Source organism: Corynebacterium sp. LK26, from assembly GCF_014335085.1.
GTDB classification, from domain to species: domain Bacteria; phylum Actinomycetota; class Actinomycetes; order Mycobacteriales; family Mycobacteriaceae; genus Corynebacterium; species Corynebacterium jeikeium_D.
In genome coordinates, this window is record NZ_PDHB01000006.1 from 1 (window position 1) to 15455 (window position 15455).

The 15455-nt window shown below is 60.8% G+C and carries 14 protein-coding genes, 1 tRNA gene and 1 riboswitch; of the genes, 2 read left to right on the plus strand and 13 right to left on the minus strand.

Annotated features, from left to right (window positions below; all coding sequences use genetic code 11):
• Positions 1-61: 61 nt before the first annotated feature.
• The 9 genes from CRD13_RS05710 to CRD13_RS05750 form a co-directional block, all read right to left on the minus strand.
• A tRNA-Ser gene (locus CRD13_RS05710) sits at positions 62-147 on the minus strand.
• Positions 148-314: 167 nt separating this feature from the next.
• A complete protein-coding gene (locus CRD13_RS05715; protein ID WP_065421667.1) occupies positions 315-662 on the minus strand; it encodes a metal-sensitive transcriptional regulator in 348 nt (115 codons plus the stop codon).
• A complete protein-coding gene (locus CRD13_RS05720; RefSeq protein ID WP_187401403.1) occupies positions 655-2865 on the minus strand; it encodes a cation-translocating P-type ATPase in 2211 nt (736 codons plus the stop codon). Before CRD13_RS05720 ends, CRD13_RS05715 begins: the two co-directional genes overlap by 8 nt.
• Before the next feature lie 24 nt (positions 2866-2889).
• On the minus strand, positions 2890-3099 hold the full coding sequence (locus tag CRD13_RS05725; protein WP_049172422.1) for a heavy-metal-associated domain-containing protein: 210 nt from the start codon (positions 3097-3099) through the stop codon (positions 2890-2892).
• A 37-nt stretch (positions 3100-3136) separates the two neighbouring features.
• Entirely contained in the window at positions 3137-4315 is a 1179-nt protein-coding gene (locus tag CRD13_RS05730) for an HNH endonuclease signature motif containing protein (RefSeq protein ID WP_147719245.1), read from the minus strand.
• Between the two features lie 120 nt (positions 4316-4435).
• Positions 4436-5956 carry an AMP nucleosidase gene (locus CRD13_RS05735; RefSeq protein ID WP_069359018.1) on the minus strand — a complete coding sequence of 507 codons (1521 nt, stop codon included), beginning with the start codon at positions 5954-5956 and terminating at the stop codon, positions 4436-4438.
• A 77-nt stretch (positions 5957-6033) separates the two neighbouring features.
• Positions 6034-6387 (minus strand): hypothetical protein, encoded by a 354-nt coding sequence (locus CRD13_RS05740; RefSeq protein ID WP_016421862.1) that lies wholly within the window; start codon positions 6385-6387, stop codon positions 6034-6036.
• A gap of 10 nt (positions 6388-6397) precedes the next feature.
• A riboswitch (SAM riboswitch) is annotated at positions 6398-6518 on the minus strand.
• 90 nt (positions 6519-6608) lie between these two features.
• Entirely contained in the window at positions 6609-7847 is a 1239-nt protein-coding gene (locus tag CRD13_RS05745; protein ID WP_187401404.1) for an Nramp family divalent metal transporter, read from the minus strand.
• A gap of 68 nt (positions 7848-7915) precedes the next feature.
• Positions 7916-8368, minus strand: coding sequence for a flavodoxin family protein (locus CRD13_RS05750; RefSeq protein ID WP_147766041.1), 453 nt, complete (start codon positions 8366-8368; stop codon positions 7916-7918).
• Between the two features lie 142 nt (positions 8369-8510).
• Between CRD13_RS05750 and CRD13_RS05755 the strand changes: the two genes are divergently transcribed.
• Entirely contained in the window at positions 8511-8858 is a 348-nt protein-coding gene (locus CRD13_RS05755; RefSeq protein WP_070851250.1) for a DUF4288 domain-containing protein, read from the plus strand.
• Positions 8859-9122: 264 nt separating this feature from the next.
• Here the strand turns inward: CRD13_RS05755 and gluQRS are convergent, their stop codons facing one another.
• Positions 9123-10082 carry a tRNA glutamyl-Q(34) synthetase GluQRS gene (gene gluQRS / locus CRD13_RS05760; RefSeq protein ID WP_370549641.1) on the minus strand — a complete coding sequence of 320 codons (960 nt, stop codon included), beginning with the start codon at positions 10080-10082 and terminating at the stop codon, positions 9123-9125.
• 1182 nt (positions 10083-11264) lie between these two features.
• Here gluQRS and CRD13_RS05765 point away from each other — a divergent pair.
• The gene (locus CRD13_RS05765; protein ID WP_016421852.1) at positions 11265-12041 is read left to right on the plus strand and encodes a queuosine precursor transporter; all 777 of its coding nucleotides are present in this window, start codon (positions 11265-11267) and stop codon (positions 12039-12041) included.
• A gap of 59 nt (positions 12042-12100) precedes the next feature.
• Here CRD13_RS05765 and CRD13_RS05770 read toward each other — a convergent pair whose 3' ends face one another.
• The 3 genes from CRD13_RS05770 to tgt form a co-directional block, all read right to left on the minus strand.
• Positions 12101-12880 carry an ABc transport system integral membrane protein gene (locus CRD13_RS05770; RefSeq protein WP_049190211.1) on the minus strand — a complete coding sequence of 260 codons (780 nt, stop codon included), beginning with the start codon at positions 12878-12880 and terminating at the stop codon, positions 12101-12103.
• A 13-nt stretch (positions 12881-12893) separates the two neighbouring features.
• Complete coding sequence (locus CRD13_RS05775) at positions 12894-13847, minus strand: ABC transporter ATP-binding protein (protein ID WP_049190213.1); 954 nt, start codon at positions 13845-13847, stop codon at positions 12894-12896.
• Between the two features lie 276 nt (positions 13848-14123).
• Complete coding sequence (gene tgt, locus CRD13_RS05780) at positions 14124-15425, minus strand: tRNA guanosine(34) transglycosylase Tgt (protein ID WP_070604706.1); 1302 nt, start codon at positions 15423-15425, stop codon at positions 14124-14126.
• Positions 15426-15455 lie beyond the last annotated feature (30 nt).

The following is a 15455-nucleotide window of genomic DNA, read 5'->3' on the forward strand; positions in this document are numbered from 1 at the left end:
AATCCACTCACCTGCATAAATACAAGAAAACCCCCGGCGTAAACCGGGGGTCTTCACTCTGCGGAGGATGTGGGATTTGAACCCACGAGGGATGTGACTCCCGCACGCGTTCCAGGCGTGTGACATAGGCCGCTAGTCGAATCCTCCAACGTCGTTAAAGACTACCCAACAAACCCCATTTTCCCAAAACGCGCCCCCTACCTGGGAAAACGAGGCATTTAAGCGACACTCCCGCGCAACCGGTGCAACCAACAGCAACCAACTCCGGTTGCCGAATGCTGTTTCGCCCCCCACTCCCGGAATTTTTCCGGGAGTTACTTAGCCAGCCGAGCAATCGCCGCCGAGGCCTCCTCCAGCTTGGCGTCCAACTCCTCCGGGCCGCCCTCAGCCGCATGCACCACACAGTGATGAAGGTGAGCATCCAGAAGAGTTAACGCCAACGACTTCAACGCCGAATTCACCGCCGAAATCTGGGTCAAAACATCGATACAGTACTCTTCGTTCTCAATCATCCGACCAATGCCACGAACCTGCCCCTCAATGCGACGGATACGGGATTCATAACGCCGCTTCTCCACGAGATAACCGGGATCAGTGGTGTCATGGCAGCAAGAATCGTCGTCAAGCGAATGCGATTGCGACGAACAACAAGACTCACTCATGAGTTACTCCTTTTTGAATAGCTGGTTGACTCGGAGAAAAACCGCGCAGACGCAGACTGTTGCCGACCACAAAAACCGACGAAAACGCCATCGCAGCGCCAGCCAACATCGGATTCAACAACCCCAGCGCGGCGACAGGAATTGCCAAAACGTTGTAGAAAAACGCCCAAAAAAGATTCGAACGAATCGTGCGGAGCGTCCGGCGTGACAACCGCAGCGCATCCGCAGCCGCCAACAGATCACCACGCACCAGCGTGATATCCGCAGCCTCCATCGCCACATCGGTGCCCGTGCCCATCGCCATGCCCAAATCCGCCTGCGCAAGAGCCGCAGCATCATTGATGCCATCGCCGACCATCGCCACACACGCGCCGCCAGCCTGCAACTTCTCAATCGTCGCGACCTTATCCTCCGGCATCACTCCCGAAATCACATCCTCGCGAGCAATACCGACCTCATCTGCGACCCGAAACGCCGGGCCGGCGGCGTCGCCGGTCAGCAGAATCGGCCGCACCCCCCACTCCCGGAATTTCGCGACCGCAGCCGCCGACGTCGGCTTCACCGAATCCGACACCTCCAACGTGCCCAGGAGCTCGCCGTCGCGGCGCACCGCAACCACCGTCCCCCCACTCCCGGAATTTTCCCCGGAGCGGCCGACCTCGATGCGGTGGCCATCCACGGTGCCTTCAACCCCCACTCCCGGAATATCCCGGAAATCCGAAACCGGGAGTAGAGAATCCGGATCCGCCGCACGCACAATAGCCTGCGCAATCGGGTGGTGCGACGCCGCCTCCACCGAAGCGGCAAGCGGCAGCAGATTTTCGGGAGTGGGAGGGACCTCCGTCAACTCCATCACACCCGTAGTCACCGTGCCGGTCTTATCCAGCACAACCGTGGCGACCTTCCGCGCCGACTCCAGCACCTCCGGGCCACGCAGCAGCACACCAGCCTTGGCGCCTTCACTCGTGCCGACCAGGAGCGCTGTGGGCGTCGCTAAGCCAAGCGCACACGGGCACGCGATGATGAGCACGGCGACCGCGGCCGTGACCGCCTCACTCGCGCCGTGCCCCGTAAACAACCACGCGCCCAGCGTGACCGCGGCGATCACGATGACGGCGGGCACGAACACTCCCGAAACCCGATCCGCCAGCCGCTGCACCGGCGCCTTACCCGTCTGCGCCGCCTCGACCATCGCCGCCATCTGCGCCAACTGCGTCTCCGAGCCCACGCGCGTCGCCCGCACGAGCAGCCGCCCTGACGTATTGATTGTCGCTCCCGTCACCTCATCGCCAGGGCCGACCTCGACAGGCATCGGTTCGCCGGTCAGCATCGACGCATCCACCGCCGACGCGCCCTCCACGACAACGCCGTCCGTCGCGATCTTCTCACCAGGCCTAACGACGAACACCACTCCCGGACGGAGCTGTTCCACGGGCAGCCGCTTCTCCACTCCCGAACTTTCGAGAACGGAGACATCCTTGGCGCCAAGCTTCATCAACTCCCGGAGTGCCTGACCGGCGTTGCGCTTGGAGCGCTTCTCGAAGTAACGACCAATCAGCACAAACATGATGATGCCGGCCATCGCCTCGAGGTAGATGTTCATATCGGCATCACCAGGAGTGACCGTGAAGTGGAACTCGTGCTTGAGCCCCGGCAGCCCGGCACGCCCGAAGAACAACGCCCACACACTCCAGAGGAACGAAGCGGTCGTCCCCATAGTGATCAGCGTGTCCATGGTGACCTCGCCATGACGCAGATTCTTCAGTGTCGCGCGATGGAACGGCCAGCCGGCCCACACAAAGACCGGCGCCGAGAGCGTGAGGCACAGCCACTGCCAATTAGTGAATTGGAGGGCAGGAATCATCGACATCGCGATGACGGGAACCGTGAGGATGACAGCGCCGACGACGCGATTGCGCAGGTCCTGCAGCTCCCGGTCTTTTTCTTCGGGAGCAGCTCCCGGTTCCTCTGCGGTCTCTTCCCTCGGAAGCTCAGCGGTGTAACCCGCCGCCACGATCGTGTCGATGAGTTGCTGCGGGTTGATGTCCGCCGGCGCCTCCACATGCGCCTTCTCGGTCGCATAGTTCACGCTCGCGTTAACTCCATCAAGTTTGTTCAGCTTGCGTTGAATACGGTTTGCGCACGACGCACACGTCATCCCGCCGACGGGGATATTAAGAGTGAGAAGTTGCTGCTCGGACATCTACTTTCCTCTTTTTTTTGGGGGTTAGTTTGCGACCGCCTTGTAGCCAGCTTCATCCACTGCTGCGATTACGGCAGCAGTGTCAATGTCTGCATCCGAGGTCACGGAAAGGAAATTCCGGGAGCGGTCAACCTGGACATCGGTGATTCCCGGGAGTTCAGAGACTTCCTCCCGCACCGATGCCTCGCAGTGTCCGCATGTCATGCCAGTAACAGTAAAAGTTTGATTAGCCATACCCCAACATATACCCCCTACGGGTATATCTGTAAAGCTATTCGCGCTGACGGTAGCCCGAGTAGGCCCGCCCAGCGAGAGCCGTCGGGAAGGCAAGGTTGAATTCAGGCGGCGCGTGCGGAGACGGCGGGTGACGGTATACCGCACCGGAACCGTCGTCACGCTCGAGGTGCCCGTTGAGGCCTTGTCTGTCGTCGTCGTTGGCGGCGTTGTGTTCTTTGCAGGTCATGACCATGTTTTCCATGGTCGTGGCGCCGCCGTTTTTCCTGGCGACCAGGTGATGGGCCTGCCCGGCGTGGGCGGGGCGCGGGCACCCGGGCCACGCGCAGATGGGATTGTCGAGGATCATCGCGATGCGCTGTTCCTCCGTCGCCAGGCGCGGGTTGTGCATCGGGAGTAGGTCGGTCGGCGTGTTGTGCTCGTCGTAGACCAGCACCCAGCCGGTTTCCGCGAGCAATGCCTCGACGAATTGCCCGGGAGTGAGGACGGAGCCGTTGGAGGTCGCCGCAAACCGCGGGCTGTACTCCACGATGTCTTGCGCGGTTACGATGAGCGCGGGCTGGTAACGGAGCTTATCGACGTCGTCAAGCGGCCCCGCCGACCCGTGCGCCAGGCGTTCTGCCAGCGCCTGACCGACACACCGATCCCGGGTGTAATCCTCGTGCGCTTTGGCGATTTCGGCTGCGCGCACGGTCAGCGGCGCGACCAGGTCGTCAATCATGTTCGCCGGACCGGTGACCTGCAGATGCTTCATCCCACGGATGTCCGGATTCCGGGAGACGTGGGCGCGCAGGTGCTGCGGCGGCTCGTCGGTGCGGTTGAGATCCTTGACCTTGGTGCGCATGTAGGTGTCGAGGCCCTCGAAGTCGTAGGCCGCGGCGGCGCGGGTGAAGTCCAGGCGGTAGTACTCCCGGATTTCGACGTTGTTGAGCTGCCCGGAGCGCTTGTCGATCTGCATGACCGTGTCCAGCGACAGCTTCAGCTCCCGGGCGATCGCGACGGCCTTGTCGCGGGATTCGACGTCAACATCGCCCTCGACGGTGCCGAACAGCCGCTCGGCACAGCGCAGCAGGCGCTTGAGGCGGAAGGGGTCGAAGCCGATGCTGGCCGCCAACTCCCGGTGCCCGGTGGATTTTTCCGGGAGTGCGGCGCGCAGGTCGGCGAGCACGTCAATCCCCCGTGTCGCCAGCGCGCTGAGCAGTCCCAATGTCGTCATGGGGCTAAGGCTAGTTTCCGGGAGTGGGCGGCTTCAATCGCTTTTTGGCGTTGTCCACAGCCGTCGTAAAGCATGCACAATCTGCACAAACGGGCTTGACGACGCACTCCCGAAAGTGCCCTACCGGAACGCGACCTCTCCCACCGGCCGTCGCAACTTCCGGGAGTGGAGGGTGTCGGGAGCGGCGGCCATGTCCTCGCACGCGCGCACAGCGGCCATGAGGTGCTCTTCCTTGGAGGACTGGTAGAACTCGCGGGCGGATTTCGGGAGTTTGGGTTTGTCGTGCAGCGGCATGTCGGAGACGCTGAGCAACGCGCCGTAGGGCACGCGGAAGCGGTAGCCGTTGGCGGCGATGGTGGCGGATTCCATTTCGACGCCGATGGCGGTGGATTTCTGCAGCTCTCGGTAGAGGTCGGCCTGGGAGCGCCACTCCCAGTTGCGGTCGGAGGTCGACAGCACGGTGCCGGTGCGCAGACGCTTTTTCAGCTCATCGCCGGTGAGTCCGGAGACGCGGGCGAGCGCGTTAGTGACAGCGAGCTGAATTTCCGCAATTGGCGGGATGGGTTTTTCCAGGGGCACGTAGTTGTCGAGGACTCCGTCGGCGCGGTCGTAGCCGTTGGCGAGAATCATGTCGCCGATGCGCATGCGGCCGTCGAGGCCAGCACAGTGTCCGACCATCATCCAGCAGTGCGGACGCGTGACGGCGAGACAGTCGGTGATGGTTTTGGCGTTGGAGGGGCCGACACCGATGTCAATGATGGTGATGCCGCATTGGTCGTCGCGAAGCAGGTGGTACGCCGGCATCTGCGAGGCGTGCGCGTGCTGACGGCAAATTCCGGGAGTGGGGATGGCGCCGATGTCGTAGCGCTGCCCACCCGGGCACGCCAGCGCCGTGTACCCGTGCGGATTTCCGGGAGTGAGGGTGGCGGCGTATTCGAGGAACACGTCCGTGTGCAGCTGGTAGTTGGTAAATAGCACGAAGCGCTGGATGTTTGCGGCGTGCGACCCGGTGTAGTGCTCGAGGCGCTGGAGGGCGAGGTCGATGCGCTGGGCGGTAAAGAGGCTCAAGGGTTTGATGAGCAGGCCCAGGTAGTCGGCTTCGCCGTCGGCGATGGTGTCGTCGATGCTGGCGGAGTCGATGGGGGTAAACGTCTTCTCCACTGCCGCCAGCATGCTTGCCGACGCCCCTTCCCTCCCCGCCGCTTCCTCGGCGGCCGCGTCGAATCCGCGGCACATCCGGAGTGGGATGGGCTGGTCGGAGACGCGCACCTCGACTTCGCCGCCGTGGTTGGCGAGCAGGTCGGTAATTTGCTCGATGAGGTAGGTGCGGAACATCACCGGGCGGGTGATGGTGGTGGCATACACTCCCGGACGGTCGACGAAGCCGTGTGACAGGGAGGGGTCGACATCCTCGACGGCGCTGCCGGCCGGGACGGTGAAGCGTAGTTCGGGGTAGTAGGCGCGCACCGGCCCACTCCCGGAATTTCCTTCGGTGGCGGCGGTGTACTGCTCGACTAGGTAGGCCATCCCTGCCCGGTGGATTTCGGTGAGCCGGTCGACGGCTGCGGCGGCGTCGGTGTAGAAGTCGCCTTCGCCTTCGGTGGGCCAGAACGGGGGTGTTGCGGAGTCTCGTACCTGCATAGCCCAAGGCTAGGCGGAGAGGTTCCCGCTCGCATCCGCGCCGCGCTCATCACGCCAGGCACGCTCACGCAACCAGCTCAGTGCCGGCTCCACACTCCCTCGCGGCTGCGGCGGACCTCAAAGACCTGGTGCACATGGTAGCCGCCGATGGTGGGGATGGTGAGGAAGTGACGACCGTCGTCAAGCTCGTGCCAGAGTATGCGGCCGTAGCGTACGCCGTCGCGGACGTGGGCGCTGAGGTAGTCGGCGCGTTGCTGGCCGCGGAGGGTGGCGTAGAAGGCGGGGTCGACGGGTAGTTGGACGAGATTCCGGGAGTGGGGGTCGATGTCGGCTTCTTGCAGCCGGATGGCGACGGGTCGGCCGTCGACGAGAAGGTCAGCGGTGTGACGGCTGAGATGGATGATGTGGACGTCGCTTATTGTGGTGTGCATTTGGCGCTCCTATTCGCTCTTCCCCGCAGGCGGTCTGTGGGGCTGATCTTCCTTTGGGGCACCGGGTCCGCGAATCGGGCGGTTGCCTATCGACGCTGTCAAAGGCCATTTCTCGTCGATATCTTGTGATCGTGTCGCCCACCCTAACACCAACTAGACAGCTTTGTCTACCATCTCCCGCACGCTTTACGACGAGGCCCCCGCCCCGCCACTCCCGGAAGCTACCCCTTCCCCGTCAGCACCAGGACCACCAGCGCCACGTTGAGCGCGATGATGAGCCCGCAGATAACCCACGCGACCCGGCGCAGTAGTGGGGTGTTGGCCCAGATGCCCATCTCGGCACGCGAGGAGGTCATGCGCACCAGCGGGACCAGCGCAAACGGGATACCAATCGACAGCACCACCTGGCTGAGCACCAGCGCCCAGGTCGGCTCCACGCCGCTGGCGATAATGAGCAGCGCCGGAATGATGGTGACTATGCGGCGCACCAGCATCGGCACGTGCACTTTCAACAGGTCACGCATAATCAGGTCGCCGGCGTAGCAGCCGACAGAGGACGACGCCAGCCCGGAGGCCAACAGCCCAACGCCGAAAAGTATGCCCACCACGGGACCAAGTGCGCTGGTCACAGCGGCGTGGGCGCCTTCGATAGAGTCAGTCCCCTCCACTCCCGGAAGTGCTTCGGCCGCGAGACACAGCATGCCGATATTCACCGACCCAGCCAGCACGAGGGCGCCGAAGACATCGAGGCGCGTGGCCCGCAGGTGCTGGCGCAGCGAGGAGTCATCCTCCACCTTGTACTCGCGGTCGCGCACCAGCCCGGAGTGTAGGTAGACCGCATGCGGCATCACGGTCGCACCCAGCATGGATGCCGCCAGCACCACAGTGTGCGCGCCCTGGAAGCGCGGCAGAATTCCGCTGGCCATCTCCCCGAGACTCAAGCCCGTGACAAACAGCCCGGCCAGGAACCCCACCGTAATGACCAGCAGGAACGCCACAATCACGCCTTCAAAAGTGCGCTGCGAACGCCCGCCTTGCAGCAGCAACAGCCCCAGCGAGACCACACCGACAATGACGCCGCCGAGCAGCATCGGCGTCCCGAAGAGCAGGTACAGCGCGGTGGCACCACCAATAATTTCCGCCACATCCGTCGCTGCTGCCACAATCTCGGCCTGCACCCAGTACGCCAGTCGCCCCGGCCGGTTCGAACCAAAGCGGTCGGCAACACCTGCGGTCAGCGACCGCCCCGTCACCAGGCCGTACTTCGCCGACAGGTACTGCACAACCATCGCCATGAGGTTGGACACCACCAGCACCCACAGCAGCAGATACCCATAGCTCGCGCCCGCAGACAGGTTCGCAGCCACATTTCCGGGGTCCACGTAGGCAATCGCCGCCACAAACGCAGGCCCCAGCAGACTCATCATGGGCTTGCGGTTTTTCTCGCTTGACGACGTCACTTGCGCCCCTTGCACCCCTGAATCTTTCACCTGGCCATTATTTCACGGCCCCGACACTAAATCTTCAATCAGCCCAAAATTTGGGCAGCCATGGTGCCACCGAGATTTACTAGGCGGTCGGAGATGTCGTCGTCAAGCGGGCCGACGAACACGACGGGTTCGGCCGCAAGCTCCCACTTGTAGCCGGTCGTGATGGTTTTCATGGCGTTTTCCGCGCCGGTGGTGTCGAAACCGCCGCGAATCCAGTATGAAAATGGCAGCCCCTTAGTGACTTCCTGCGCCTCCCGGAAGGTGGTGTCGAAGAAGTGCTTGAGCGCGCCGGAGATGTAGCCGAAGTTGGCGGAGGTGCCGAGCAGGATGGCGTCGGCGCTGGTCAGGTCATCGATGGTGGCATCGAGAGCCTCGACGACCTTGACATTCACGCCCTCTAGCGCGGGATCGTTGGCACCCTCGAGCGCGTGGCTTAGGACTTCCTGCAGAAGCGGGGTCGGGGAATGGTGGACGACAAGAAGAGTAGGCATGCCCCGAGGGTAACGGCAGTGATAGGGTAAGCGCAGGTTTCAGCAACAATCCAATGTTTATCAATTCGAGTAAACGTGGCGTCCAGTAAGAAAGCCTCAAATTCGTACTGAACTAGGTGGCAATCTAAGAACGGAAAAATAGATGGAACCATACATCGGAATTGCAGTTTTTGAGTTAACAAAGCAAAGAGATTCAACCTCAGTGAATGAGAGCTTCTTCCGTGAGGACTTATACATTGTCTTTGCCGATTCTGATAGTGCCGCATACGCGCAGGTCGAAGCATTAGCCCACGAAAATGAATCAGCCCCAGAAGAGCCTTCCCACTCGGGAGGATCTGTCACGTTGCGCCACATCGTAGATGTCGCCCCCGCTCTTTACGGTCGCGTCGATACAGACATCGACATCTATTCTCGCCACTTCGCTTCCCTCGAGGATTACAAGCGCTTCGAAATGAAATTAGGTGGCAAAGATCCTCTAGCGGAGTCCTAGGCCTCGTACCATGAATCGCTTCCGCAATTTCGCAGCTGCCGCACTCCTCTTAGCCCTGACTTGCTACATTGGACTGTTTTTCGTCAGCACTGCACTCTCCGATGCCTGGACAATACCCCTCGCTGTCGGCGTCTTCGGATTCGGCCTAATCAGCTTCCTAACAGCGCTAAAAGCCCGGTCAAACGGTTTGACAATCGTAGCGGCACTAGTTGCATTCGCACTCTTGCCCCTAACGTATGCACTAGCCGTAGTTCTCGGCGGGCCCTAGAAAATCACCTGTCCGCGAGGAATTTCCAGACCCGCACGCAGGGCTTCAGGGAGGTCGGCAATGGAGCCGAGTTCTGCGCCACTATCGCCACCGTCGCTACCATCGCCACCATCGCTACCAACACCGCCACCGAGCGAATCCAGAATCCACCGCTGCGCTGCACCCACGGACACCTCGCCGAGAGTCACGTCGCCATCCCGCTTGGACAATCGGCGCCCCTTAGAGTTCACCACCAGAGGCACGTGCACGAAGGAAGGCGTCGCGTACCTCAAAAGACCAGCCAAGTACGCCTGACGCGGGGCGGAGGACATCAGGTCATCGCCACGCACGACCTCGGTCACCCCCTGCTCGGCATCGTCGACGACGACTGCGAGGTTGTAGGCCCACATGCCATCGGCACGCTGGAGGACAAAGTCATCGATCGGGGCGGTAATCTCGCCATACAGTTCATCGGTCGCGGTCCCCTCAGTCACCTGCGATTTCAGGCGTATCGACGGTCTTCTCCCCGCCGCCGCAAATTCGGCTTTCTTCGCGGCGAGGTGCTCGTCGTCAAGCGAACGGCACGTGCCGGGATACTGACCTGGCACGCCATGCGGCGCGGAGGAGGCGGCGAGGATTTCGCGGCGCGTGCAGAAGCAGGGATAGGTCAGGCCGCGTTGCGTGAGGTCGGCGAGCGCGGATTCATACAGGTCAGAGCGTTCTGACTGGCGGACCGGGGCGCCATCCCAGTCGATGCCGATGGCCTCGAGATCGGCGAGCTGCTGCACCTCATACTCGGGGCGGGAGCGCTGGCGGTCGATATCTTCGATACGCACGATGAAGCGGCCACCCTGCGCGCGGGCGTGCGCCCAGGCGAGAACTGCGGTGCGCAGGTTTCCTAGGTGCAGCCGACCGGTCGGCGAGGGAGCGTAGCGGCCGGTGGGAGGTAGGAGCGTTGAACAGTTGATGGTTATCACTTGCTTTAAATTGGCCACCATTACAGATTAGCGAGCCGACTAGAAGAAATGCGACAATCCCTTCATCCAATTAAAGTTCATACAATCTTACATATTGACTATCGGCTACCCCCAGATTAGACGGTTACCAAAATAACGTCATTAATCCCCATAGGACATTAATTATTTTGTTATAGTTTTCCCATGTCGGCCTATCAAACATATTTGAGGACACTCAATAATGACTAAAAAGGGACACATAACCCGTCGTAAATTCACATCATTAATCCTAGCTGTAAGCGCTACCGTCACATCTCTTTGCGCAATGCATCCAGGAACAGCCTCCGCAAGCCCACATAGCGCTGACACATTACTCGACCAGGGAACAACCGTCTTTGGAGGCAGCGCACAGAGCAACAACCCTGCATCATATGATTATGTTCCCAAAACATCGACAGCTACTTCCGCCGTGAGAAGTGCTTCAGGATATGCATGGATTCCAGCATTCCACTACCAATTTGGAGGGGTAAACATCCCAGTTCCCGGCGGACAAATCTTCCACCGCATTGATGGCCAGCGCACTCACATTAACGAAGAAACTGCCACATACAGCGCACCTGCGAATATTTGCAATTATCGTTTCGACTTCCAAAATCGCGATAATTTCGGCCGAATTGTATCTACTAGATCGACTGGCATACATAACGGTTGTCAATTCGGAATGGTGGGGCATGCGCCACTCAAAAACTTTGATATCCAACCTGGAATGATGTGCGCCCGCCTTTTCGTAAGTGGATCTTTCCGAGGTGAGCAATGTCACCACATCTACAGATAAAATCACTACAGTTCATTTCCGCTGCAGGAATAGCGGTAAGCATTCTTTGCATACTAGGTATCGCAAATGGCATGTATACGCTGGGACAGCTTGCTCAGCAAACTACTCACATGAGCACAACCGCTGTCACTGCAAAGGCCGACAGGGCATTGCTCTATTCTGAAATTTCTCTAGTGTCTCTCATCGTTAGCTGCATTGCACTATTTATTTGCAGCATTCGTATGAAAAATATTAGTTACGAGAAGAAATCCTAGCGGCTCACAGAGAGACTGGCCCCCGGAGATTTCGGCTCTCGCTAGAAAAATTCAACCTCGAAGACTTCATCGGCGCTCGCTTGGAGCCCTAAGCGGCAGGTAACATTCCCTCCCGTGACAAATAACGAAAACCTGCCCAAGTCTGGGCCGGGCAACGCCGAGGCTGCCGCTGTGAGCACCTCGCACGCGCCCGAGAACGCAACTAAGTCCGACTCCACAGCAACCACGCCACGCCACATCCCGGTACCGAAATCGCTGTACCCGATGTTCACGGCCATTTTCATTGGCGTGCTGATTGTCTCCAACATCACCGCCACCAAGGGCGTGGAAATCTTCGGCCTGGCCACCGACGGTGCCTTCTTCCTCTTCCCCTTGAGCTACGTCATCGGCGACGTGCTTTCCGAGTGCTATGGCTACAAAGCCACCCGCCGCACCGTGTGGACCGGTTTCGCCATCCTCGCCGGCGCAATGCTCTGCTTCTTTGCCGCCATCAAGCTCCCGGCGGCACCGTGGTACGAGAATCAGGAAGCCTTCGCCACTGTGCTGGGCACCGTCCCGCAGCTTGTTCTCGCAGGTCTGGCCGGTTATGTCGTCGGTCAGCTGCTCAACGCCTGGTCGCTCAACGCCATTAAGAAGCGCACTGGTGAAAAGGCTCTCTGGGCGCGACTGATGGGCTCGACTGTGGTTGGCGAGTTCGTCGATACGCTCATCTTCTGCTCCATCGCCGCCACCGCTATCGGCATCGATACCTGGGGTACCTTCGTCAACTACGTCATCGTCGGCTTCATCTGGAAGACCGCCGTCGAGATTGTAGTCATGCCAGTCACCTACGCCGTCATCGCGTGGGTCAAGCGCCGCGAAGGCTACTACGACACGCGCGTTCCCGCTTAACGACGAAAAAAGTGCCGCGACCTCGCCTGAGAAGCGAGTAGTCGCGGCACTTTTTGCTTTTACTTCACATCCCGTTTGGCATTGACCCAATGAGCAACGCCAACAGCCACAACAATCCAGGCCACCAGCACCACGATGTTGAACCACATCGGCTGCGTCATGCCGGCCTCAAACCCGATGCGTGGATTCTCCGGATTTGCCATCAGACCGCCCAATTGCGTCGACAACTGCTGAATGCGTGCACCCGGCGTGACCAGCCACAGTGGCCGGAAAATCGCATACGCCAGCGCCGCGAACTCCAGCATGCTTTCCACCACCAGAATCCACACCAGCGGAATAGCGACAGCGGCCACGCGCGAGCGCGTCAGCACTCCCAGCGACATCGCGATTAGTCCAAACACTACAAAGCCAAGCACTCCGGCGAGCATGTCCGTGGCAGCGTCGCCGCCCTTGAACTCCACGCGCGGGGAAACCGTCACCGATAGCCAAGCAAGCGCCACACCAATGACCCAACAGACAGCAATCAGCACAAGGGTCAGCGTCATCCGTGCCGAAAGCCACAGGCTCCTTCGGTCCTGCGTCAAGAACGCATGCGCATTCATCTGATCGTTGTACTCACCCGCCAGGGTGGAGCCACCAAAGGCAATCACGATCATGTTGAAGATCACGGTCCCCAACAGCAGCAATTCCCAATCAGCGGTTGCACCAGCGTCCGCCGCCATGCTGAAAGCCGCCATCGGCCCAGCTATCGAGCCCACCAACAACACCACATACACCCACGTGCCACGCAGGCTGGCTAGCTTCGTCCACTCCGACCGCAAAGCGTTTCCAAAACTCATCTCAGTCACTCCCCTACTGCCCAATCGCCTGCGCGCGGTATTCCTGCGATTCCTGGGTCGCAGCCAGGAACTTTTCCTCCAGGTTGTCGCGCTTCGTGTGCAACCGCGTCACCAACAGCCCCTCACGCAGAGCAGCGGCCGCAATGTCGCGGCGGAGTTGCTGCTCGCTGATGCCGTCGTAAAGCGGAATGCGCAATTGCTTATCGACGTCAACCCCACGCGCGACCGGCCCTAACGCCTGCAGCAGCCGAGCGGGGTCATCGACTTCAACTTCGATGACCGTGCCGTCGGAAAGGAATTCATCCATGCTGTACTCGCCGATCATGCGACCGCGGCCGATGACGACGATGCGGTCGGCGGTGAGCTGCATCTCGGAAAGGAGGTGCGACGACACGAGGACAGCGCAGCCCTGTGCGGCCAGCGCCTTGATGGTGTGGCGCATCCACGAGACGCCTTCGGGGTCCAGGCCGTTGACCGGCTCATCCAAAATCAGATGCTGCGGCTTGCCGAGCAGAGCCGCTGCCACTCCCAGACGCTGCTTCATGCCCAGCGAGTAGCCGCCGACCTTGTCCTTCGCCGCCTCGGTCATGCCGACCTGCTCAAGGCACTCTTCCACGCGGGTGTCGGGGATGCCGGCGCCGCGGGCGAGGGCCCGCAGATGAGCGCGGCCCGAACGAGCCTTGTTGTGCCAACCGGCATCCAGAATTGCACCGGCGATGCTGGGCTTATTCTTCAGCGTGGAAAAGGGCTGGTTGCTGTAGGTGTTGCCCTGGGAATCCGTCCCGGTGAACAAGGCCTGGCCCGTGGTCGGGGTATCGAGGCCCAGCATGCAGCGCATGGTGGTGGACTTGCCGGAGCCATTTGGGCCGAGAAAACCTGTCACTACACCGTCGGGAACGGTGAAGGACAGGTCATCGACGGCTAATTTCGAACCGTACTTCTTGCTGAGTCGTTCAACCGTGATCATGTCCTCCATGATGCCGGTTGAGACTGCCTCGCGCAGTAGAGCTAGGTCTAGTTTTGGGCTTCCCCCGGGCCCGCCCAGCCGCCACTTCACGCCACTGGACTGATTCGGGTGTTCCCTGCCACTTCACGCCACTGGTGTCACCTCATGCCACCTCCACAGATGGCACGAGGTGACATGGCTGTCGTGAAGTGCGAAAAGGCAGAAGCCTAGCCCCAGCCCAGCCACAGCCCAACCGACCCAAGCACTCCCCAGCACACCCCAGCCCCCAGCCGAGCCCTAATTCCCCACCGCACGGCCACCGTTGGCGTAGTAGCGGCCCATAAACTCATCGCGATACTCGAAGAACCGGTCCTCCAGGATCGCAGCGCGAATGTTCTCCACCAGCTGCACCATGAAAAACAGGTTGTGAATCGTGCACAGCGTGCCAGCCAGGTACTCCTTGGCCTTCAACAGATGATGCAGGTAGGCCCGGGAATAATTCAGCGAAGTGTAGGAGGGCACCTCCGCATCCACGGGGCGGAAGTCGTTCTTGAAGCGGGCATTCGTCAAGGTCATCCGGCCATCGAGCGTGTACACACCACCACGGCGGGCAAGCCTAGTCGGAGCGACGCAGTCAAAGGTGTCGGCACCGGCCTCGACAGCGGCGAAAATATCGTCCGGCTCGGAGATTCCCAGTAGGTGGCGGGCTCGGTCGTCGGGAAGCTCGTCATTAACCCAACCGCAGATCAAGCCCAGATTCTGCTTCTCAATCGCCCCACCAATGCCATAGCCGTGGAAACCGAGCTGGCCCGCGTCCTCGAACTCGCGGGAGAGCTCGACTAGCCCACGAGCGGCCTTGCGGCGCAGGTCTTCGTACTGCGCACCCTGCACGACGCCGAATAACTGCTGGATGGGCAACTGGCCGTCGTCAAGCGAATGGACGTGCCCGTCGACCTGACCGCGCGAAACTGTCAGCTCGTTGTGAGCCTCCAGGCAACGGCGCGCCCAGCGGTGCGTGCGCTCGACGGATGCCTCCTGGTAGCCGCGGGTGTTCATGAGCGTGGTGAGCTCGTCAAATGCCATCATGATGTCTGCGCCCAGCGCGTGCTGAATACGCATGGAAACTTCCGGCGTGAAGCGATGCTCGGAGCCATCGATGTGCGAGCGGAAAGTCACGCCGTCCTCATCGACGAACGCGTTGCGCTCTTTGCCCTCGGCGACGATGTCGTCTTTCTGCATGCCGGTGACGTCCATCGCGAGGGTCTTTTTAAAGCCCGCGCCGAGGCTGAGCACCTGGAATCCGCCGGAGTCAGTGTACGTCGGGCCATTCCAGTTGGAGAACTTTGCCAATCCGCCGGCCTGGTCGACGATTTCCTCGCCGGGCTGCAGGTACAGGTGGTACGCGTTCGACAGCATCGCCTGCGCGCCGGTGGATCGCACCTGCTCGGGCGTGAGTGTCTTCACGGTCGCCTTCGTGCCGACCGGAATGAACGCCGGCGTAGCAATATCGCCATGCGGGGTGTGGATAGTGCCAGCACGTCCGCGCGCGCCTTCGATTTGCTTTACGACGTCAAAGCCCGTCGTCCTCGACTGCGACATGAAGCTCCTTGGTTGTGGTCCAGTGCTAAT

Coding starts and splice junctions, on each gene's coding strand:
- CRD13_RS05715 (WP_065421667.1), bottom strand. CDS start 662: ATGAGTGAGTCTTGTTGTTCGTCGCAATCGCATTCGCTTGACGACGAT.
- CRD13_RS05720 (WP_187401403.1), bottom strand. CDS start 2,865: ATGTCCGAGCAGCAACTTCTCACTCTTAATATCCCCGTCGGCGGGATG.
- CRD13_RS05725 (WP_049172422.1), bottom strand. CDS start 3,099: ATGGCTAATCAAACTTTTACTGTTACTGGCATGACATGCGGACACTGC.
- CRD13_RS05730 (WP_147719245.1), bottom strand. CDS start 4,315: ATGACGACATTGGGACTGCTCAGCGCGCTGGCGACACGGGGGATTGAC.
- CRD13_RS05735 (WP_069359018.1), bottom strand. CDS start 5,956: ATGCAGGTACGAGACTCCGCAACACCCCCGTTCTGGCCCACCGAAGGC.
- CRD13_RS05740 (WP_016421862.1), bottom strand. CDS start 6,387: ATGCACACCACAATAAGCGACGTCCACATCATCCATCTCAGCCGTCAC.
- CRD13_RS05750 (WP_147766041.1), bottom strand. CDS start 8,368: ATGCCTACTCTTCTTGTCGTCCACCATTCCCCGACCCCGCTTCTGCAG.
- CRD13_RS05755 (WP_070851250.1), top strand. CDS start 8,511: ATGGAACCATACATCGGAATTGCAGTTTTTGAGTTAACAAAGCAAAGA.
- CRD13_RS05770 (WP_049190211.1), bottom strand. CDS start 12,880: ATGAGTTTTGGAAACGCTTTGCGGTCGGAGTGGACGAAGCTAGCCAGC.
- CRD13_RS05775 (WP_049190213.1), bottom strand. CDS start 13,847: ATGATCACGGTTGAACGACTCAGCAAGAAGTACGGTTCGAAATTAGCC.
- tgt (WP_070604706.1), bottom strand. CDS start 15,425: ATGTCGCAGTCGAGGACGACGGGCTTTGACGTCGTAAAGCAAATCGAA.